The sequence below is a fragment of the Providencia sp. PROV252 genome (assembly GCF_033676005.1).
Taxonomy (GTDB): Bacteria; Pseudomonadota; Gammaproteobacteria; order Enterobacterales; family Enterobacteriaceae; genus Providencia; species Providencia vermicola.
Genome location: NZ_CP096294.1, coordinates 1,683,432 through 1,704,264, shown reverse-complemented (window position 1 = coordinate 1,704,264; position 20,833 = coordinate 1,683,432). Strand labels below are relative to the sequence as shown.

Genomic DNA, 20,833 nt, shown 5'->3' with positions numbered 1-20,833 from the left:
ACATTATGAAAATCACCGTTGTTTGTGGAAATGGCTTAGGCACCAGTTTAATGATGGAAATGAGCATCAAAAATATTTTAAAAGACATGCAAGTCAGTGCTGAAGTTGACCATGTGGATTTAGGCTCAGCAAAAGGCACTGTTAGTGATATTTTTGTTGGTACAAGTGATATTGCAGAGCAGCTTGTTGCTCAACAAGTGGGTGGTGAAATCGTCGCACTGGAAAATATGATTGATAAAGTTGCCATGAAAGAGCGCCTCACTGCTGCATTACAAAAACTTGGTGCGATGTAAACGGAGGCTCTATGTCATTTTTTCGTTTTCTGATGCAGGATGTTTTATCTGAACCTGCTATTTTAGTCGGTCTTATTGCCCTTATCGGTTTGATTGCACAGAAAAAACCAGTAACAGAATGCATTAAAGGTACCATTAAAACCATTATGGGTTTTGTGATCTTAGGTGCTGGTGCAGGTTTAGTGGTTAGCTCATTGGGTGATTTCTCTGCCATCTTCCAACATGCTTTTGGCATCAACGGTGTAGTACCTAACAATGAAGCCATTGTGTCTATTGCACAAAAAAGCTTTGGCCGTGAGATGGCAATGATCATGTTCTTTGCGATGTTAATCAATATCTTGATTGCTCGCTTAACACCATGGAAGTTCATCTTCCTGACAGGTCACCACACATTATTCATGTCGATGATGATCGCCGTTATTCTAGCAACGGCAGGAATGGAAGGAACTATGCTGGTGACTGTTGGCTCTTTAATTGTGGGCTTCTGTATGGTGTTCTTCCCTGCCATCGCACACCCATATATGAAGAAAGTTACAGGCTCTGATGACGTTGCTATTGGGCACTTCTCAACCATTTCTTATGTATTAGCAGGTTTTATTGGGAGCAAATTTGGTAATAAAGAACATTCAACAGAAGATATGAATGTACCAAAAAGCTTGCTATTCCTACGTGATACACCTGTGGCTATTTCATTCACTATGTTCATCATCTTTATCATTACTTGCTTATTTGCGGGCGGTGATTTTGTGCGTGAAGTCAGTGGCGGCAAAAACTGGTTTATGTTCTCATTAATGCAGTCTATTACCTTCGCAGCTGGGGTATACATTATCCTGCAAGGTGTGCGTATGGTCATTGCTGAAATTGTTCCTGCATTTAAAGGAATATCAGACAAACTCGTGCCAAATGCAAAACCTGCATTAGACTGCCCAGTGGTATTCCCTTATGCCCCAAACGCCGTATTAGTCGGTTTCTTAAGTAGCTTTGCAGCGGGCGTCATCGGCATGTTCTTATTATATGCCTTGAATATGACAGTGATTATTCCAGGTGTTGTACCACACTTCTTTGTAGGAGCTGCAGCTGGGGTATTTGGTAACGCAACAGGCGGTCGCCGTGGCGCTATTTTAGGTGCATTTGCGCAAGGCTTACTAATCACCTTCTTACCTGTATTCTTATTACCTGTACTTGGGGATATTGGTATCGCAAATACAACATTCAGTGATGCTGACTTTGGTGCTATCGGAATTTTATTAGGTATTATTGTTCGCTAATCTAATAAGCTCCCCAAGATATCTTACTTGGGGAGCTTTATTTCTATTCTACTTTCCCAACCATGCACCATCCTTAAATAAGAATTCCTGCAATAAAACTAAGTCATCAGGAACAACGTGGATCATCCCCTCTCCTGGCACATCAATTTCAGCAATCATGAATAATGCCAATGTGGTTAATGAGGGTAAAATTAGGATCAACCAATTTTTCCCCTTAGTACCGCGAATATTGTAGCCAATAAGGACATTGGAACAGACAGCAAAAAAGATGAGGAGAAACCAAGTCGCATTCGGAATTTGATGCCGCCAACTTGCCATTGTTTTTTGCTGAGAAAGATAAAGATCACTAAATGCGCTTAATACGGAGGCAACAACAGGGTTTGGTGATTGATTTGCTTCTTTGACAGCAATTTCCCAAAGCTGGTTTTGTTTCTCTAGCGAGACCATGCGCCATTGGTTATTTTCATCACTGATCCCTGATTTAAAAAACTCAACACGCGCTTCTAAATATTGCTGGATAAGGTGGGATGCTTTATTTCGATCATCAGCATTCAATAGCTGGGCACGTTGATATGCTGTACCAATCGCGATAGCTTCATTTTCTTCTGTCTGTTGGCGGTTATTATAGCCATTAATAGAAATAGAGAGCACAAAGCCAATTAGCAAACCTAACAGTGATAAAATTGCCCCGAGAATAATTTTAGCTTCATCATCAGCAATTTCTTCATGAACTGATTTACGCTTAAAAATATATTTGCCAATGTAAGCAGATAAAATTAACAAAACAAACGTGATTACAAATAAAAGAATCGAATCTATTGGCGAATCATTAATCAACTCAGAGATATTAAACATTATGTTAACTCATCAGATTTATTTTCCGATGATATACCATATCTATAAGATAACTATCTAGCAGACAAACAGATCCACATTATATTCAAACGAAAACACTGATAAGGCATCCAATAATGACCTTAATAATTCTGTGTTAAGCGAAAATAATCCTCACGCTAGCATTATAAAACATGAATTTAACCTAGGTGTAAAAATAAAAGTATTTTAAAGTTCAACCGTATAAATATGCTCTTCATTCACTATTACACCTGTAAACTTAAAGCCATGATTCATATATACTTTCTTAGCTATATTGTTTTCAACCGCTAAACCCAAAGAAATCCTTTTTATTCCGAGCCGTTTGAGATATTCAACGATCGCAAAAAAGATTGATTGCCTAATCCTTGGCCAATAAATTTGTGGTCTAACATAAAACGACAGATAAAGGCTTCATTCGGTTTATCAGCTAATATTTTGTACATAAAAAAGCCTATCAATACTTCCCCTTGGTAAAGCGCACGCGGCTGATATTCAGGATAGAAGTGAGACTCTGCGATTGAAAAGGCATTGCAACAGATATATTCCTCTAAAACAGTAGCAACTCCATCCGCATTAGAAGTGAGTTCCCCAACATCCCAAAAATTGAATTTATCGACAGCACGGATTTGTATCATAAATTATCTACCTCCGTTTTTACGTTTTCCTGATCAAATAAAGCATTGACCACTTCAATTAAATTTGGGGAGTTTTCATCCAAAATTTGGATACCATTTTGTCTAAATAAGGCCGCGCACACACCCATACCGTCTTTTAGTGAACCATTAAACTCACCACTATAAATCTGTTGGCTACCACACGATGGACTATTTGCCTTGAGAACAACAAAACGAATATTTAAATCTTGTATTTTTTTTAATGCGATCTTAGCACCTTCAATAAAGGCTTCAGTAAGATCAACGCTTTCACTATCAATGACTTTTGCTTGACCTAATAGGACATCATTGCCATTACCACCCATAATTTCAGCGGGTGCTCGTGGTGTGGGTAACCCACCAAACACTTCAGGGCAGATGCTAATCACTTTTCCTGCATCATAAAGTTGTTTTAAAGGTGTATAAAGCTGATGCTTACCATCATACCTTACACAAAATCCTAATAAACATGAGCTGACCGCTATCACGTTAACCTCATCATTGGTTATTTCATCTCAGAATTTTTGCATTTAATATCATAATAGCGGCTATTAAACACTGTTTCATACTGGCTCTTCGCGCCAATAATGCTTATTTTAAATAGAAAAAAACCCCAGTAATTGGTTATCCAACTATTTGGGGTCACTTCATAAAAATGGGTTTCTGTTTTTATTTAGCCTTATAAAACTAGCTTATTGATTACTGCGCATATCCATAATCATCTTGCCATCATAATCAGCACCAACAACAATATTAGGCACTTCACCTTTATATTTATGCGCTTTAATCTGTTCAATCTCTAACTGTTTCCAATTGATCATTTCGCGGGTGATTGTGCGCTGTAATATTGCATTAGACTCTGATTCTTTTTGTGCTGCATATAATTTTGCATCCGCCTCTTGGCGCATTGCAAATGCATTTGCTTGCGCATTACGTTCTCTAGCTATAGCTTGTTGCTCCGCAGACTCACGTTCAGCTTCTGCAATGACAACCTTCTTCTGTGCTAACTCACGTTCTTTTTCTGCTTCTGCTTTCGCTTGGTTAATTTGCTCTTGGCGCATTTTAGTATTAACCACTTGCTCTTGAACCACCTCTGGTAAAGTAATATCTTGGATCATAATTTCTTTAATCGTGTAACCATATGGCGATGCATAGCTTTGAATTGCGTCTCTAATGGAGTCTTGTAATTTTCTTTGCGTATCTGCAGTATAAAGATCTTGCGCGTTTGCCACATCTTTACCAAATTCTAAAATTGTCGAGATTAACTTTTGGCGTACATATTTATCCAATGCTTCACTCTCGGTACCACCATTAATACGCAATACAGGGGCTTTTGCACCATCAAATTGCAACATAACGGTAATATCAACAATTGATTTTAATTTATCTTGTGAAGGAACTCGAAGTTCCTTTAACGAAACACGAATATCTTTCGTTGAGTATGTATCGAAAGTTGTAAATGGGTTAATAGGGAAGTGCAGTCCAGCATCATATGCTACAGGATCCACTTTTCCTAAAAATGTTCCAACTTTCACTGACCCATCTTGAACGATAGTATATGAGTTAATCCCAACCAATCCAAGAACAAGCAGCACCGCTGCGCCAATAACCAATTTAACCATCGATTTAAATTGCATGAGTAGATCCCTATCTGACAATAACTAATAATTATAATAAAACGTCTATTGTCGCTACTCTCCCATTAACTACAAGTTAAAAAAGTCCTAAACTTTCAAATAAATTAAAAAAATGTTTTTTTACAACTAAAATATGTCAATGAAACATATAGATCTTCAGTTTATTTATCTGCCCATAAATAAAAAAATTAAATAACACCCACCTATTAAATTTATATTAATTTAACAGTTAAATTTAAAAATCACCCTGATGTTGGCTATATGAAACAATTAAAATAACTATTGATAATTCTCATTTATCATTTCTTTTTCAAATCGTTCATCACCAAAATTATACCAATCAATAGCCTCTTTGATTAAAGCCTCAGTAGCATCAATGAATTCATCGGGTGAGCAATTAACTACCTCATCTAAGATTAAAGGTATCTCTGTACATCCCATAACAAATTTATTTACGCCATCAGACTTTAGCATATTAATATAGGGATAAATTAACTCCTTTGCTTTATCAATATCACCTGCTTTATAGGCAATAATACTTTGCATTATTTTATACTGATTAATCTCATCAGGAACAATGCACTCCACATTATTCAAACTGAGCTTTTCCTGGTATAGTTTCGTACGTATTGTTGCTGTCGTTGCTAATAAAGCTACTTTTCTAATTTTATTAGAAATAATATTTTTACATGCTGCATCTATAATGCTAATAAAAGGAATTTTAACTTCCTTCATTAAATCCTCATACCAATAATGCGCGGTATTGCAAGGCATAACAATACAAGAAACCCCTGCATTCTCAAGTAGTTTTAATGAGTTTATCATCGCAGGTAGTGGTGATGGTCCATCATAAATAATATTTTCTGTTCTATCTGGAATATCAGGAATTGAGACAATAATAACAGGTATGTGCTCCTGATCTTTAGATGCTTTAGTATTATTGATTAATTTATAAAATGCATCTGCCGTTGCACCTGGCCCCATTCCCCCGAGCATGCCTAATATTTTTTTCATAATCCGCCCCCATAAAATATAATAATATAATCGCATAATGTTCACCTTTCGTAATTGCAGAGTTTCTATAAGTTATGCTAAATTTGCATAGGAAATAAATAACTATAATCAAAAGAGGATACAATGATCAGTAATCTAGAAATTAAATGGTTGCACGATATTGTTGTTCTAGAAGAATGTCGAAGTTTTACTTTAGCGGCAGAGAAAAGAAATATATCGCAATCATCCTTTAGTCGAAGAATTCAATCTATCGAATCCTCTGTTGGTTTTGAAATATTTGATAGAAACACCAATCCATTGCAGCTCACCCCACAAGGAAAAAGCTTCATTGTTTATGCTAGAAACTTACTTGATGATATCTATTTTCAAATAAATAGAATTAAAGGTGTCGATAACGACAAGCAGAAAATTAATATCTCAGCGGCACATTCACTTTCTGTTTTTCTTCTTCCTGATTTTATTTCCCAGTTCTCACAGAATATTGATAAGATTTTTTTTGTTGAATCAATTAATGTTGATGAAGCCGTCCATAAGCTAAAAGAAGGGCAAAGTGATTTTATTCTATCCTTCTATAACGAAGAATTAATGTCATCTCCATTTCTGCATGCGAAAATTCTTGAAAGCCGTTTACATCTCGTTTCATTGTGCGACAGAAACAAGAAACCTCTTTTTAAATTAGATGGTACAACCCTGCCTTTAATGAAATATACCGATGAAAGCTACATGGGGAGACAAGTCAACCAATTAATGGATAAATCTACTGACTTGCCTTTTGAACTATCATTTGTCTCATCTATGAGCGACGTCCTGAAGCGTATGGTGCTTAACGGAAGTGGCGTGGGCTGGTTGCCAGACTATTCAATTAAAAATGAACTTCAAAAAAATGAACTTGCTATCCTAGATAACACGCTTTCCATCACGATGGGAGTATATATTTATCGAACAGAAGCGAGACTCAATATTTCATCAGAACGTTTTTGGCAATTTATGCGTAACCAAACAAGTAAATAATATTCTACTATTCATCTGAATAAAGCAAAAACCCTTCTAAAGTTAACCAACTCAGAAGGGTTTCAATTGCTAAACGCTCTTAAATTTTATGATGTTGATGTCACTTTTTCATTGATAATCACATCTGAGTCTTCTTTGAAACCGCCTTTTCTTTCTTCCAACTTGGAAATAACTGCTGTAGAGATACTGTTACCAACCACATTCGTTGCAGTTCTTCCCATATCAAGGAATTGATCAATCGCCAGTAACAACAGTATTCCTGCTTCTGGTAAACTAAACATTGGCAATGTTGCAGCAACGACCACGATAGAAGCACGAGCAACCCCTGCCATCCCCTTACTTGTTACCATCAGCGTTAACAAAATGAGAATTTGTTCAGTAATACTCAAATCAATACCGTACGCATTAGCAATAAATAACACTGCAAATGACTGGTACATCATCGAGCCATCTAGGTTAAAGGAATAACCCAGCGGTAAAACAAAGCTAGTCACTTTTTTCGGAACACCATATTGATTCAGAGCTTCCATTGTTTTTGGATAAGCAGATTCACTACTTGCGGTGGCAAAAGCCAGCGCAACAGGCTCACGAATTAATTTTCCTAAACTAAATACAGATTTACCTAGGAACACATAACCTGCAAAGAACAGTACGCCCCATAATACGGCTAACGCAACATAAAAAAGACCAATTAATTTTCCATAGTCGTACAACAACCCTAGACCTTCAACTGTTACCGCAGATGCAATCGCAGCAAACACGGCAATTGGTGCAAAGCTCATTACATAGTCTGTAATACGGAACATGATACGCGACAAGTCTTCGATTAATGTCACAATCGGACTTTTTTTATCTTTGCAGATAAACGCAAGGCCTGATCCAAAAAAGATAGAGAATACTAATATTTGTAGAATTTCATTGTTTGCCATCGCTTCAGCAAAACTTTTTGGAAAAATGTGAGTAATAAACGCTTTTAATGTAAAGCCAGAGGTATTTAACCCACTATCAACAGCAACGGCTGGAACTGTTAAATTTAATCCCACACCTAATTGGAAAACATTAACAAAAACCATTCCAATTAATAATGAAATAACAGCGGCTGAAATAAACCATACCATAGCTTTGATGGTAATACTCCCAACAGAAGATGATCCTCCCATGGAAACAATACCAGAAACAATCGTAGCAAAAACGAGTGGTGCGATAATCATTTTTATTAATCTTAAAAATACATCAGTAATAATATTGAGATAAGATGCAATATCTTTTGCTTCTTCCACTGATGCAGCATAATTATGACATCCCCAGCCTAATATAATACCAAGCACAATCGCTATCATAATTTGTTTCATGAGTTTATGTCTGTTCATTCGTACCCCTATTTTATTTATGTAAAATTATAGTTGGAGCTATAACCTTTTATCGGATGCGACTCTTGAGCCTGATTTGGATAGTTACATTTTTTTAACTTAAAGAGAAATGCAAATGGACTTAATCTTATGCAAAAATTGCATACCTAGAAAAACAAAATCAACCTATTGATTTAGTTTATAAAAATAAATTTATTTTGTTATTAAAATTTAATTACAAAGCTTAAAATTAAGTTTCCAATTTAAATTAAACAATAAAAAACCACCTATAAATACAACTTAAGTTAAATAAATCACATTTAAATAAACCAAATTTTCTTTATTTAGATCTTCCTGATGATAACAACTTCAGGTTAATTTCCTTTAATTTTTGACACAATATCAATGCTTCCTGCTTATCTTTTATATTGGTAAAACCCAATAATAAAAAAGCACTTTCTTTTTTATTTATCAACCAGTCATCTAAAGCTTCAACTTTTAATCCATGATATGCGGCTGATTGGGAAAATTGAATTGCCGATATTCCATTGATAATTTTGACAACAAGATGCATGCCACCAGCCTGTAATTCTATGTCAAAAACATCACTCAATTTTATTTTTATCGCCTCTATTAAAAAAGATCTTCTTTGGTGATAGAGATGGCGCATTTTACGTAAATGACGGGAAAAGTGACCTTCTTGAATAAATACGCTGGTAATTTCCTGCTGCCAACGTGGGCATTGATTCCCCATTATCATAGCCGTGGAATGGAAATGATCATGGTAGCTAGAAGGAACAACAATATAAGATAGGCGTAATGCAGGGTACAATACTTTGCTAAACGTCCCACAGTAAATAACACGTTCTTGGCTATCCAAACTTTTCAATGCAGGTAACGGGCGGCCTTGATAGTGAAATTCACCATCATAATCGTCTTCAATTATCCAACTACCTTGTTGGTTTGCCCATTCAAGTAATGCTAATCTGCGTTCTAAAGTTAATGTTGCGTTTGTTGGACTTTGATGTGTTGGTGTGACGAGCGCAAATTTAGCTACTGGTGCCACTTCAACACCTTGCGTAACATTAATCCCTTGGTCGTCCACGCTTATAGGCATTAGTTTTAATCCTATTTGCTGTAAAAAATCACGCGCAATATGGTAGCCAGGCTCCTCAAACCACCCCGTATCTCCTGCTGTAAATAAGCTTTGAGCAATTAATTGTAAACTTGCACGATGACCAAAACTAATAAATATTTGTTCTGGGGAGCAGTCAATTCCTCGTGATATCATTAAATAACGAGCTAAACCTTCTCTTAACTGTTTTAGCCCTTGAACATCAGGGTAACTTAGCAAATTAAAATGGCTATCACGTAATATTTTTGCAGAAATTCTAGCCCATAATTTATGTGGAAAAGCATCTAACGCTGGAATACCTAATTGAAATGCTAAAACTGTATAATCACTAAAATTCTGCTTTGAACGATTATTTACCAGCACGGCCTTATTCGAAACTTTCTCTTCAAGATACAAGTCTTCTGGATCTTTGAATTTATTTATTGGAAGGTTTTTTATCGTTTGGGAAATAAAGGTTCCTTTCGCACCTTTAGTTTCAAGTAGCCCTTCACTAACTAATAACTGATATGCCAATTCAATCGTACCTCGAGCAACATTGAGTTCACTCGCTAATACTCTTACTGCAGGCAAACGCTGCTCAGCTTTTAGTTGGCCACTTTTAATTCCCTCATGAATTCTCTGGTAAATTTGCAGGTAAATTGGTGTATTAATATTGCTATCAATTTTTAAAAACATACGCTCCCCCAATGACATTCACCTGAAACTTGTCCTAGTAAATTCAGTCATTCTTGTCCCTTTAAACTAGGCCAAGATAACCTTAAAATGAGCCCATAACAATCGCTATTACTGTACTTTGCATTTTATCTACTGATTAAATATATGAGGAAACACCATGAGCGCACTTAGATTAGCGTATAACACATTATCTCCTGAAGCCTATAAAGGACTCATTGATTGTAAAAACGCCCTCGATAAAAGTGGATTAGGTAAAGAACTAGTTGAACTGGTTTATTTAAGAGTGTCACAAATAAATGGCTGTGCATTTTGCCTTGATATGCATGCGAACTCCTTACGCAATGCTGGCCTAAGCAATAAAAAAATTGATACCCTTGCAGGGTGGCAAGTAAGTCATCATTTTAGTGTTCAAGAACGTGCCGTATTAGCATGGACTGAAGCGGTTGTTAATATTGTCGAAAGTGGCACTCCTGATAACTTATTTGATGAGCTAAAACGCCATTTTAGTGATGTACAGATTTCTGATTTAACAATAGCCATTGGGTTAATGAGTGCATTTAATCGCATTGCGATTGCATTAAGACAATAGTTAAGACTCACTGCAAACAAAATGAGTTTGCTACCCTTTTGGCTAACAAACTCATTATAATAAGACTTAAAAACTATTTTTCTTCATCACGCAAAGTTAATACTTCATATCCTTCTTTCGTCACTAAAATGGTATGTTCAGATTGTGCTGACAGTTTTTTATCTCTTGTAACTACCGTCCAACCATCTTTTTTCGTTTTAATTTTCATACCCCCTTGGTTAATCATAGGTTCAATAGTAAATGTCATACCTTCTTTTAACTCTATGCCTTTACCTTTAACACCATAATGCAGTACTTGTGGATCTTCATGCATTTCGCGACCAATACCATGCCCACAGTATTCACGAACAACACTATAACCTTTTGATTCTGCATAATGTTGAATAGCAGAGCCAATGTCTCCTAATGTTGCACCAGGCTTAACTTGCTTAATACCTTCCCACATTGCAAAATAGGTGTCTTTAACAAGCTTACGTGCTAGTGGCGATGCATCTGGCATGACATACATTTTACTTGAGTCGGCAATAAAACCATTTTTTTCCAAGGTAATATCAACATTAATGATATCTTTATTTTTTAAGATTTCATCTGTCTTAGGTATGCCATGGCATACTACTTCATTTAATGAAGTATTTAACACATACTGGTAACCATATTGCCCTTTACTCGCAGGGCGTGCTTGTAATTCTTCAATAATATAACGTTCTACTTTGTCGTTAATTTCCATGGTCGAAATGCCTGGTACAATAACTGAATCAAGCATTTTAAATACACGCGCCAATAGTTTCCCTGACTCACGCATCAGTTCAATTTCTTCTGCTGTTTTTATTGTAATATTATTCATGAACTTTCCCTTTTACCTCAGATAACTCTTTTTCTAGCATCTCATTGATTAACATTGTAAATGTCTTATCTGGATTTAACTCCGCTTGCATACCTATTTTTATCCAAAACTCAGCTTGAGAGTTTATAGAGCGTGACATCACCTGGCTTGCATGACGCAAATAATCATGCAGTTCATCTGAAATTTTTACGATCCCCAAAATGCCCTCGACTCGACAATACGAAATATATATAAATTATAATAAATCATATAACAATGACATCGCAATGCAAAGCTAAGGCGATTTAAATAGCACAAGTAGCATGAAAAATAGCAGGTGTTTTTCTATTAACTTGCTTAAGATGAATCCGCCGTCAAAGTATTTATATTGTTAATCGGCTATGATCAATTTGCGAAATTTTGGTTGACTCGCTTGCTAGCCTTTTCGCGTTTCATTTAGCAAAAGGCTAATATAAATTAGCATCTATTTATAATTCTAAATTCGATTACAGCATGGACTCATTAAATGAAAGCTGGAGAAAAACATGTATAATAAAATCTTAGTACCTATTGATATTACAGAGAAAAGCTTAGCTCATCTGGTCATGTCACATATTCAATATTTAGCTGAATATGAAAATGCACATATCCATTTTTTAGCCATCATTCCGACTGTTCCTTTTTATACTACGATGGGTTTTGGCTTTGCTGAAAAAGCAGATAGTGAACAAGAAAATGTAACTAAACAGCTTGCTGAAATCATCAAAGAATTTAATATTTCCACGAATAAATATAGCGCTCAAGTATTAATGGGCACACCAAGAGATGAAATATTACGCGTTGCTGAAGAAATTTCAGCCGATTTGATCGTAATTGGCTCAAGAAGACCAGGGATGTCCACCTATTTCCTCGGTTCAACGGCGTCGATGGTTATTCAAAACTCAAAAATCTCTGTTTTAACTGTCCGCTAGATTATCACTGATACTTATTCGTAAGGTAGCTCATTGATTAGAGCTATCTTAATTTTCATGTTATTCCTAGAGACAAAAATGTACAACGGAATTACCTTGTTTTTATACTCAATTTTTCAATCAAGGAATGTAATGAAAAAGTATTTTCTCGGAATTAGTATTAGCATTAATATTATTTTACTCGTGGCACTGATTATTGCTATGCTCATGTTTTTCAATATGAAAAATAAGGTGTTAACCTTAGTTGAACAGGTTAAATCTGGGGAATATATTGAGATTATTAAACAAAATTCAGAGCAATTAATACCAAATACCTTAAAGGACTTACAAGCGATAGAAATAAGTGATAACCCTTGCGAATATTTTTATCAAAAAGTCGACACTGCTGTTGAATACTTAAACAAAAATCCCGATATTATCGGTGCAGAAGCATACGCAAGCCAATTGTCTACACTTAAAAGTACTATTGATAAAACACCCTCACTTTTAAAAGATAAAGCATGCAAAAAAGGGATCTCAAGCTTTAACTATATTATTGAAGCAGTACAACCTAACGAAAAATAGTCGTTCAGAATTTCGTTATATGATCTCTTTCATACGAAAGCCAATTCATAAATTCATATAGGTGAAAAGTAAACTGCTGGTCATGAGCAGATGGTTCCCTTGCCTGAGCTAAAAAATATTGTATTGGCCTTTTTTGTTTAGGATAGCGCTGTATTATTTTTTGCACATAATCTTCAAGGCTATCAGGCCAGTCTTTATCTGCTTCTTTGCGTAAAAGATCGGTAGAGCGGATTAACTTCCTAGAAGCAGCTCTTTGCAAAAACTTTCGCTTAGTTAAATCACGACAAGTGTCGATTTGATGTATATAGCCATTTAATACCTCGAGGAAATCACCATTGACTGCATCCACAATTTTCTTTGAAGGCAAAAATGGCATAAACTTTTTGCTCAGATCATCACCATAAAGGCAGCGACAGTGGTGTTTTATCCAATAACCCCAGCTATATAAATTAGTCTTATCCATGACATCTGAATAGGTGCCAATATCAAAATCAACTTTACTAACGACTTGGTAGTCTGAAGCCAAGGTCACTTGTAGTTGCGCTAAATGAGATACTTCGATTTGGTTGACAGGTTGATTAACAATGACACAGAGATCAAGGTCAGATTTATATGGCGTTGCTTGCCCTTTCGCCACGCTACCATAAATATAAATACTGTGAAGGTTCTTGTTTAATAAAGCACTAAGGCAATTGATTGACTCAGTTATTACTTGCTGAAATTCTGATTGATAAGGCTGCTCGCCAAGAACAAGAATACAACCATTTTTATCTAAAGCCACTATTTCACCATTACCATCTAACCGAATTTTTACGACCTTAACACGTTTTAAAGCAAGCACAATTACTGTTCATAACTGATTAAGTGACGCCACCAAGCTGGCGCTAAATCAACAAAAGAATGATATTCTAATGGTAACTCTAACTGCGCAGGATCATCCATCACGCCAGTTAGTAAAGCAACTGTAGGTTCGTCATCAATGGCACCCAGTGAGCTACCACATAGCGAGCAAAATGCCCTACTTGAATGATTAGATGAACGATAGGTTGCAGGTTTTCCACCCTTTCCTACCCATTCAACATTTTCAGCTGCAAATTCAAGCCAGACTAAAGTCTGTGCACCTGTTTGCTTTTGGCAAATATCACATGAACACGAGTGAACATTACGAGGGGCTTTTGCCTGAAAACGAATATCACCACAAAGGCATCCTCCAGAAATCAAGTTGCTCATAAACCACCTTAATTTATTAATAGTTAAGTCGTATCCACTAATTATCCAAAATAAGTGATTCAGTTTGAACCAACCATTCATAATACCCAATGACTTCACGACCATTTAACCAACGAGAAAGCATATCTAACATAAGCATTACACTGACTTCTTGCTTTTCTTTCTTTGAGTGATTATTGGGTAAATAATGTACCCTTTGTGCATAACACTTTTCAGGGGTAGATAATGCGAAATTTAAAAACTGACCATCAAACTCCCCTATTACCAATCCTATAGAAGCTAATTGAGCTTTAGCGATATTTTTTGCTCGGTCTATTAATGTTGTGAGTGTTTGTTCTGGATCATTCTCAATCACATAGCTCATATTATTCAAAGCTTCTGCTGAACTTAGTGTCCAACTTAATAGCCCCGCACTAAACTGCTCACTCACTGCAACTTTTAATTGTCTTTCTTGTAATTGTTTGCTGATTTTCTTAGCAAAACCCTCAGTACCTTCAAAAATCAGGTTATCCCCGATACTTTGCTTAATGCTGTGCCAGTGTTGTTCCATAAGCACTTTTTGAGAAGCTGGCCCAGTCAATTTTAATTCAATTATTGGCATAGAAGAGCGATAACCGAGTACGCATGCATCAGGCAACTCAATATGATCGAATTGTTTTGCTAAACTGCTTTCACTACGTCCAAAACTGGTTAAACGTAAGCAGATGGGCGGCTCAGGTAAGGTAAAACGCGCCCGTAATCGAGGAAGTATTTGGTCATTCACCATGACTTTAAATTCTGACGGTACACCTGGAGTAAAAAATAACAAACAGTCATTAAGCATTATTGAAAACCCACACGCTGTGCCCACTGGATTATCAATTAATTCTGCATTTTCAGGAAGTAATGCTTGTTTACGATTAGTTTCAGGCATGACTCGCCCACGGCTAATAAAATAGCGCTCCATCACTTCAATCCACTGCGTATGCTCAATCAATGGTACACCCGCTGCTTTTGCTGCGGCTAATGCACTGAGGTCATCACTCGTTGGCCCAAGCCCACCGTTCACAATAAGAATATCCGCATGCTGACTACGCTCCAAAAAAGCATTAACTAAGCTTTCTAAATTATCCCCCACCGTCGTTCTTGTACTTAAAGGGATACCTTGCTGGAAAAAACAATCAGCCAACCATGCTGCATTGGTATCAACGATTTGACCATGTAGAACTTCATCACCAGTGCTTAGCATCTCAACAACTAACATTCGCAACTCTCTTTATCACAAAATAATATTCTAACGCTAAATTACCTTATTACCTCAGCGACTAAAATCACTATTTTTAAATTCATAAAAATAGACAATAACAAAATAAATAGTTTAAGAAAATTCTCACCATAATTCGTCATAAAACGTCTATAGCCATATAGCTAATTGAATAAACTAATTTTTCACAGCAATAGATAGGGTTAATATGTTAAAAATAAATCAATTAAAATCTGTCGCATTTTTTCTTTTGCACTAATTATTTCTGGCTGCCAAGTTGGGGGATTATCCAGCTCAAGTTCAAAATATGATTCACTTGAAGAACTCCGAAAAATTGAATTTCCTTCAACTGAAGCCCCAGAAGGAATTCATGATGGAGCATTTGAAACCAAATACGATAACGGTAAGCCCAAATTAAAAACGTAGATACATAAAGGATGCCTTGATAAATACCTAAAAAGCTACTATAGAAACGGTAAGATGGAATCTGATATTAGCCTTAAAAACTGCCAAGTTGATGGTTTAGTCCATACATATCATGATGATGGACGTATTTATATTGAAATGACAGCTTCCAATGGAAAATTATCAGGCTCATTTAAAATTTACCACAATACCCCCTCTAGTAAGCCCCATATCATAGGTACTTTTAATAATGGTGAGCTTGCGGATGAAATTACTGAATTCGATGAAAACGGATCTGTGACAACTAAAGGCTATTTTCGTAACGGTAAAGTTTATTTAGACCAATAATTTTTTCCCCGAACTCCGTTCGGGGGAATTTATCTAATTGTTAACCCTATTCCTATCTAACCAATTTACACCCGATACGCTTACCGCTATTATCCCAACAACACCTATTCTCTAACAAAAATAATTAAGATATCCGTTTATGATAAATCCAATTTTGGTTTCACTTAACCGCACTGATTACATAAGGTTTAGCCGTTACTGTTTTAAAAACAAATATTTTTCGAAAAAGAAAACGAGTAGCTTACCCTTTACTCTTTTTATACTTGTTTTTATTGTCGCGTGCGCCTCTGCCTTTCGATATTTTTAAGCAACCTTACCAATCATTTTCATTTCTTTTTTATTGGCTGTATTACTATTTATTACCTTTACGCTACGTATAGTACAAAGCTTTAATAAAGCTATTCCTGATGATGATGGATTTCTATTTATTGAACGTGAATATCGGTTTGATGATGAAGGTATGCATGAGACCAGTAATCAAGGTTCTTCATCGATAAAATGGAGTGCAGTGCAGTTTATCCGAACGGATGGTGATTTATTGTATCTATTTTTAGATAGAGTCTATGCAGTGATTATTCCTGCTCGCAGCTTTACATCAGAACAAGAAAGCCAGCAATTTATTTTGTTTGTTAAAAGCAAAATATCCTCACCACTAAATTAGACTATAAAAAACCCGCATGCATATGCGGGTTTTATGTATTAAATGAATGATGAGTAGCTTATTAAACCAGTTCAATCACTTCAAAGTTAACTTCGCCACTTAAGTCTGCATCATAATCGACGCCATTCAAGCCAAAACCAAATAGACGCAGGAATTCAGCTTTATAACCTTGATAATCAGTCAACTCATTGATGTTATTATCATTAAGCTGTTTCCAAATTTCGCGGCAAGTATTTTGGACATCATCACGTAATTCCCAATCATCTAAACGCAGACGGTGTTTTTCATCAGTATCTGGTGCAGTACCGCTGAACAACTTAGTTGCAAATAAACGTTGAATTTGTTCGATACAACCTTCGTGAATGCCTTGTTCTTTCATTATCTTAAACACGATAGAGATATATAATGGCATAACAGGAATAGCTGAAGATGCTTGCGTAACCACTGATTTTAATACTGCGACATAAGCTGAGCCGCCTTTTGCCTGCAATTTTTGGTTAATTGCATGCGCTGCACGGTCTAAATCTTCTTTGGCCTTTCCTAAAGTACCATGCCAGTAAATTGGCCACGTTAAATCGGTACCGATGTAAGAATAAGCCACTGACTGCGCGTTATCCGCCAGAACACCAGCTTCATCTAACGCATTCATCCACAGTTCCCAGTCCTGACCGCCCATCACTTTAACAGTATCAGCGATTTCTTGTTCATTCGCTGGCTCAACAACCGCTTCAATCAATACATCTTTGTTAGTATCTAATGCAACAGATTTGTACGGCTCGCCAATCGGTTTCAACGCAGAACGTACGATTTCACCCGTTTCTGGCATTTTACGCACAGGGGAAGCCAGTGAATAAACAACTAAATCAATTTGGCCTAAATCTTGTTTAATTAAATCAATGACTGTTTGACGGCACTCATCAGAGAAGGCATCACCGTTAATGCTTTTTGCATATAAGCCTTCTTCTTTAGCAGCCTTGTCAAAACCAGCTGAGTTATACCAACCGGCTGAACCTGTTTTGCTCTCACTACCTGGCTTTTCAAAAAATACGCCGATAGTTGCCGCACCGCTGCCAAAAGCAGCATTGATACGAGAAGCTAGACCGTAACCGGTGGATGCACCAATAACCAGAACCTTTTTAGGTCCATTTTTTAATTCGCCACGAGATTTAACATAGGCGATTTGCTCACGAACATTGGCTTCACAACCAGCTGGATGAGCTGTAGTGCAGATAAAACCACGAATTTTAGGTTTGATAATCATAGTCATTCTTTCTTGGTAGCTAACAATCAGCGTCTAATATACCTGATATTCTCCATTTACTTAAGACTGGTGGAAAATAAACATAGTGAACAGACCAGTTTTGTCTATTTTAAGTCCTTTAATGCTTCAATGACACGCCTTAAAGATTCTAATTCCCTTTCTAATTCACTCGTTTTTCCACGTGGATAGTTATCATAAATACGTGTTGCACCTGAACGGCTGTCATAACATTTATCTTCAATTTCATGAATTTTTTGCTTTATTTTGGCAATTTTGTGCCTATTCTCATAATGAGATATATGGCGCAGCTGTTTTTCCAACTTTATGATTTTCTTTTCACAACGAGAATAATGAGACCCTGCTTGTGAAGATAATGGAATGATCATTAACAATAGTGCCAATGCCAGCGTCTTTTTCATGTTTTTTCTCAATATTCATAAAATAATGATATCGAGTTCATCATCATTCCCTTATTCCATCTACGGGAATTTTCTTAGTTAAGATTTAGTTATAACCAGATGAAAGAATTACGCATTTTTAATCAAATTAAGTATTTTTACTCAGATTCATTTTTTGTCGTCATTTCTTGGGGCTTATCTAGAATTAAGTTATAGATAGTCATGACTGAATAAATGATATCTTTTTTGTTATGGATTTTTTTGAAATGTGAATTACTGACGATCCCCACCATTATTTGCATCCCATTTTGCTCATATACCCGCTTAAATGGCGTCGTTTCGTCATCAGATATTTTATCTAGGAAAAAAGAGTCGCGTTTATACCGCTCGATTGTTTTCTTTGGAATACCATATTTTTCATACATTTTTTGATTAATTTCATCATACTCTGCTAGGATAACCCCTTGATCACGGCTATCTTTTCCTTGAGCAGAAATAAGCATCAAGGTGTTTTCTTCTCGTGAAAACATCAATAAAAACATTCGTCCTTTTACGGTTGGCGTATTTGGTGTGGAGCACAACGCCCCGTTTTCTTGAAACTCAGTGCACTGTAACCCAACTAAATTCAGCCGTTTCACATCAGCAGGCGTTTGCCCCCATTTAAAGCCATAAGGGGCATCCAGTTTATTTGTGCTACAGCCTGCTAATACAAGAACAAAGAAGGTAATTAAAATTCCTTTTATCATTACTTAACACATCCCAATTAAGTCATCTAATTGGATACTATCAAAAACGGATGATTAATCAAAAAACAACATCGCTTTTATCAAATTAAATGACCTGACTGAATAACGTGTTTTTACTTCACAGTCTAACGTTCCTTTTTTTCTTGTTCTTTCGCTTCGGCCATTGCGATTTCTTTCAGCCAATCCGCTAATAATGGTTTTGTTTTTACTGCATCTAATAAAGCGCGTTCATGCTTTGTTAAACGCACAACCACAACTTCTGTTTTCATATGTGACATAGCCAGTCTCTTTCTTAAAAATTGAATAATGACATAAAAACCTGGCAGAACGGTCTGACTTACGGATTTTTACACGAGTTTCGTGTTAATTTACACAGGAGAAGCTTTATTAGAAATCAATCGTTTGAATGATGGAGGAAGAAAAAATAGATACAAAAAAACCACCTATTGGTGGTTAATTGTCAATCTTAACTTTGTTAAGTTTGATGGTGCCCAGGGCGGGACTTGAACCCGCACAGCCTAAAGGCCGAGGGATTTTAAATCCCTTGTGTCTACCGATTTCACCACCTGGGCCAAATTGTATTTTCTCTTTCGAGAGGGATAAGGTAACTCACCCGTTAATCAATATACTGGAGTAGACGCTCGTATAAAGATCCTATTTACTTAAAATAAAATGAATCAAATGATTCTCTTACTTCAAGATGGTGCCCAGGGCGGGACTTGAACCCGCACAGCCTAAAGGCCGAGGGATTTTAAATCCCTTGTGTCTACCGATTTCACCACCTGGGCTAAATTATGGAGGCGCGTCCCGGAGTCGAACCGAGCTACACGGATTTGCAATCCGGTGCATAACCGCTTTGCTAACGCGCCTTATCCGAATTTCTTGCGAAATTTGGAGCGGGAAACGAGACTCGAACTCGCGACCCCGACCTTGGCAAGGTCGTGCTCTACCAACTGAGCTATTCCCGCGTTAAGCTTAACTTTCAGCTTATGCTATCAAACTGGCTGATTTACTTATTTATTTTCATAAACCATGTTGCCGTTCGATGCGTTGCATTCTACTGATTTCACCTATCGAGTCAATACAATTATTGAAATAATTGGATCGTTCGCTGTTTTTTCAATCATTTCGATCACGCTTCGCTCAAATCGCCCCACGCTGCTTTTAAATATTGGAACATTGACCAAAATGTTAAGATAGCAGCGACATACATTAGCGCAATAGAAAGGTTTTCAATTAAAGGTGTCGGGCGCCATAATAGCCCTACGAGTGACATCATTTGTGCCGTTGTTTTAAATTTACCAATCCAAGATACGGCAACACTGCTACGCTTACCAATCTCCGCCATCCATTCACGTAATGAAGAAATAATAATCTCACGTGCAATCATGGTTGCGGCAGGTAATGTTACATACCAGACATCATAACTTTCAGTGACTAAAACAAGCGCGGTTGCGACCATTACTTTATCCGCAACAGGGTCTAAAAATGCCCCGAACTTCGTGGTTTGCTTCCAAAGTCGAGCTAAAAAACCGTCAAACCAATCCGTCACGGCGGCGACAACAAAAATCAACGCACAGGCGAACGGCCCCCAAGTCACAGGGAGGTAAAATGCCAAGACAAAAAATGGTATTAGGATGACGCGAAATAATGTCAGCCACGTTGGTATGTTTAATTTCATCA

The 20,833-nt window shown here is 36.7% G+C and carries 26 protein-coding genes and 4 tRNA genes; 8 read left to right on the top strand and 22 right to left on the bottom strand.

Annotation, left to right across the window (positions count from 1 at the left end):
- Positions 1-5 precede the first annotated feature (5 nt).
- Both M1F05_RS07690 and M1F05_RS07685 read left to right on the top strand, forming a co-directional pair.
- Complete coding sequence (locus tag M1F05_RS07690; RefSeq protein WP_206083956.1) at positions 6-293, top strand: PTS sugar transporter subunit IIB; 288 nt, start codon at positions 6-8, stop codon at positions 291-293.
- A gap of 11 nt (positions 294-304) precedes the next feature.
- Positions 305-1,561: a PTS ascorbate transporter subunit IIC gene (locus tag M1F05_RS07685; protein WP_272516241.1), complete on the top strand. Its 1,257-nt coding sequence runs from the start codon at positions 305-307 to the stop codon at positions 1,559-1,561.
- 48 nt (positions 1,562-1,609) lie between these two features.
- On the opposite strand, the gene M1F05_RS07680 is transcribed toward M1F05_RS07685, so the two are convergent.
- The 6 genes from M1F05_RS07680 to M1F05_RS07660 form a co-directional block, all read right to left on the bottom strand.
- Entirely contained in the window at positions 1,610-2,416 is an 807-nt protein-coding gene (locus tag M1F05_RS07680) for a hypothetical protein (RefSeq protein ID WP_206083954.1), read from the bottom strand.
- Positions 2,417-2,623: 207 nt separating this feature from the next.
- On the bottom strand, positions 2,624-2,788 hold the full coding sequence (locus M1F05_RS22745; RefSeq protein ID WP_371007209.1) for a GNAT family N-acetyltransferase: 165 nt from the start codon (positions 2,786-2,788) through the stop codon (positions 2,624-2,626).
- A complete protein-coding gene (locus M1F05_RS07675; protein WP_206083953.1) occupies positions 2,746-3,072 on the bottom strand; it encodes a GNAT family N-acetyltransferase in 327 nt (108 codons plus the stop codon). The genes M1F05_RS22745 and M1F05_RS07675 overlap by 43 nt, the downstream gene beginning before the upstream one ends.
- A complete protein-coding gene (locus M1F05_RS07670; protein ID WP_206083952.1) occupies positions 3,069-3,578 on the bottom strand; it encodes a DUF523 domain-containing protein in 510 nt (169 codons plus the stop codon). Before M1F05_RS07670 ends, M1F05_RS07675 begins: the two co-directional genes overlap by 4 nt.
- A gap of 204 nt (positions 3,579-3,782) precedes the next feature.
- Positions 3,783-4,727: an SPFH domain-containing protein gene (locus M1F05_RS07665; protein WP_206083951.1), complete on the bottom strand. Its 945-nt coding sequence runs from the start codon at positions 4,725-4,727 to the stop codon at positions 3,783-3,785.
- 279 nt (positions 4,728-5,006) lie between these two features.
- Positions 5,007-5,741 (bottom strand): aspartate/glutamate racemase family protein, encoded by a 735-nt coding sequence (locus tag M1F05_RS07660; RefSeq protein WP_206083950.1) that lies wholly within the window; start codon positions 5,739-5,741, stop codon positions 5,007-5,009.
- 123 nt (positions 5,742-5,864) lie between these two features.
- Here M1F05_RS07660 and M1F05_RS07655 point away from each other — a divergent pair, with 123 nt between their 5' ends.
- Positions 5,865-6,752 carry a LysR substrate-binding domain-containing protein gene (locus M1F05_RS07655; RefSeq protein ID WP_272516240.1) on the top strand — a complete coding sequence of 296 codons (888 nt, stop codon included), beginning with the start codon at positions 5,865-5,867 and terminating at the stop codon, positions 6,750-6,752.
- Between the two features lie 86 nt (positions 6,753-6,838).
- Here M1F05_RS07655 and M1F05_RS07650 read toward each other — a convergent pair whose 3' ends face one another.
- Together M1F05_RS07650 and M1F05_RS07645 are read right to left on the bottom strand one after the other, a co-directional pair.
- The gene (locus tag M1F05_RS07650) at positions 6,839-8,122 is read right to left on the bottom strand and encodes a dicarboxylate/amino acid:cation symporter (RefSeq protein ID WP_206083949.1); all 1,284 of its coding nucleotides are present in this window, start codon (positions 8,120-8,122) and stop codon (positions 6,839-6,841) included.
- A 319-nt stretch (positions 8,123-8,441) separates the two neighbouring features.
- The gene (locus M1F05_RS07645) at positions 8,442-9,911 is read right to left on the bottom strand and encodes a PLP-dependent aminotransferase family protein (RefSeq protein ID WP_206083948.1); all 1,470 of its coding nucleotides are present in this window, start codon (positions 9,909-9,911) and stop codon (positions 8,442-8,444) included.
- Positions 9,912-10,068: 157 nt separating this feature from the next.
- Between M1F05_RS07645 and M1F05_RS07640 the strand changes: the two genes are divergently transcribed.
- Entirely contained in the window at positions 10,069-10,500 is a 432-nt protein-coding gene (locus M1F05_RS07640; protein WP_206083947.1) for a carboxymuconolactone decarboxylase family protein, read from the top strand.
- A 73-nt stretch (positions 10,501-10,573) separates the two neighbouring features.
- Here the strand turns inward: M1F05_RS07640 and map are convergent, their stop codons facing one another.
- Together map and M1F05_RS07630 are read right to left on the bottom strand one after the other, a co-directional pair.
- Complete coding sequence (map, locus tag M1F05_RS07635; protein WP_206083946.1) at positions 10,574-11,344, bottom strand: type I methionyl aminopeptidase; 771 nt, start codon at positions 11,342-11,344, stop codon at positions 10,574-10,576.
- Positions 11,337-11,543 (bottom strand): ParD-like family protein, encoded by a 207-nt coding sequence (locus tag M1F05_RS07630; RefSeq protein WP_206083945.1) that lies wholly within the window; start codon positions 11,541-11,543, stop codon positions 11,337-11,339. The genes map and M1F05_RS07630 overlap by 8 nt, the downstream gene beginning before the upstream one ends.
- A gap of 325 nt (positions 11,544-11,868) precedes the next feature.
- Between M1F05_RS07630 and M1F05_RS07625 the strand changes: the two genes are divergently transcribed.
- Both M1F05_RS07625 and M1F05_RS07620 read left to right on the top strand, forming a co-directional pair.
- Entirely contained in the window at positions 11,869-12,294 is a 426-nt protein-coding gene (locus tag M1F05_RS07625) for a universal stress protein (RefSeq protein WP_206083944.1), read from the top strand.
- 132 nt (positions 12,295-12,426) lie between these two features.
- Positions 12,427-12,858: a hypothetical protein gene (locus M1F05_RS07620; protein ID WP_206083943.1), complete on the top strand. Its 432-nt coding sequence runs from the start codon at positions 12,427-12,429 to the stop codon at positions 12,856-12,858.
- Between the two features lie 4 nt (positions 12,859-12,862).
- Here the strand turns inward: M1F05_RS07620 and M1F05_RS07615 are convergent, their stop codons facing one another.
- The 3 genes from M1F05_RS07615 to M1F05_RS07605 all read right to left on the bottom strand — a co-directional run bounded on the left by M1F05_RS07615 (position 12,863) and on the right by M1F05_RS07605 (position 15,331).
- Entirely contained in the window at positions 12,863-13,639 is a 777-nt protein-coding gene (locus tag M1F05_RS07615) for a nucleotidyltransferase domain-containing protein (protein WP_206083942.1), read from the bottom strand.
- Between the two features lie 62 nt (positions 13,640-13,701).
- Positions 13,702-14,088 carry a GFA family protein gene (locus M1F05_RS07610; protein WP_206083941.1) on the bottom strand — a complete coding sequence of 129 codons (387 nt, stop codon included), beginning with the start codon at positions 14,086-14,088 and terminating at the stop codon, positions 13,702-13,704.
- A gap of 37 nt (positions 14,089-14,125) precedes the next feature.
- Positions 14,126-15,331 (bottom strand): nicotinamide mononucleotide deamidase-related protein YfaY, encoded by a 1,206-nt coding sequence (locus tag M1F05_RS07605; RefSeq protein WP_206083940.1) that lies wholly within the window; start codon positions 15,329-15,331, stop codon positions 14,126-14,128.
- A 480-nt stretch (positions 15,332-15,811) separates the two neighbouring features.
- Between M1F05_RS07605 and M1F05_RS07600 the strand changes: the two genes are divergently transcribed.
- Both M1F05_RS07600 and M1F05_RS07595 read left to right on the top strand, forming a co-directional pair.
- On the top strand, positions 15,812-16,084 hold the full coding sequence (locus tag M1F05_RS07600) for a toxin-antitoxin system YwqK family antitoxin (RefSeq protein ID WP_241016830.1): 273 nt from the start codon (positions 15,812-15,814) through the stop codon (positions 16,082-16,084).
- Between the two features lie 340 nt (positions 16,085-16,424).
- A complete protein-coding gene (locus M1F05_RS07595; protein ID WP_318826001.1) occupies positions 16,425-16,745 on the top strand; it encodes a YcxB family protein in 321 nt (106 codons plus the stop codon).
- Between the two features lie 61 nt (positions 16,746-16,806).
- Here M1F05_RS07595 and fabV read toward each other — a convergent pair whose 3' ends face one another.
- From fabV to pgsA, 9 genes are all read right to left on the bottom strand, one after another.
- On the bottom strand, positions 16,807-18,006 hold the full coding sequence (fabV, locus tag M1F05_RS07590) for an enoyl-ACP reductase FabV (protein ID WP_206083938.1): 1,200 nt from the start codon (positions 18,004-18,006) through the stop codon (positions 16,807-16,809).
- A 104-nt stretch (positions 18,007-18,110) separates the two neighbouring features.
- Entirely contained in the window at positions 18,111-18,425 is a 315-nt protein-coding gene (locus tag M1F05_RS07585; protein ID WP_206083937.1) for a DUF1090 family protein, read from the bottom strand.
- Between the two features lie 137 nt (positions 18,426-18,562).
- Positions 18,563-19,150, bottom strand: a complete 588-nt coding sequence (locus M1F05_RS07580; protein ID WP_206083936.1) for a hypothetical protein — start codon at positions 19,148-19,150, stop codon at positions 18,563-18,565.
- Between the two features lie 125 nt (positions 19,151-19,275).
- Positions 19,276-19,428, bottom strand: coding sequence for an MbeCy (locus M1F05_RS07575; RefSeq protein ID WP_206083935.1), 153 nt, complete (start codon positions 19,426-19,428; stop codon positions 19,276-19,278).
- Positions 19,429-19,635: 207 nt separating this feature from the next.
- Positions 19,636-19,722: transfer RNA gene (locus M1F05_RS07570), tRNA-Leu, on the bottom strand.
- 129 nt (positions 19,723-19,851) lie between these two features.
- Positions 19,852-19,938, bottom strand: a tRNA-Leu gene (locus M1F05_RS07565).
- Between the two features lie 7 nt (positions 19,939-19,945).
- Positions 19,946-20,019: transfer RNA gene (locus M1F05_RS07560), tRNA-Cys, on the bottom strand.
- Positions 20,020-20,042: 23 nt separating this feature from the next.
- Positions 20,043-20,118, bottom strand: a tRNA-Gly gene (locus M1F05_RS07555).
- A 164-nt stretch (positions 20,119-20,282) separates the two neighbouring features.
- Positions 20,283-20,831 carry a CDP-diacylglycerol--glycerol-3-phosphate 3-phosphatidyltransferase gene (gene pgsA / locus M1F05_RS07550; protein ID WP_206083934.1) on the bottom strand — a complete coding sequence of 183 codons (549 nt, stop codon included), beginning with the start codon at positions 20,829-20,831 and terminating at the stop codon, positions 20,283-20,285.
- Between the last annotated feature and the right edge of the window lie 2 nt (positions 20,832-20,833).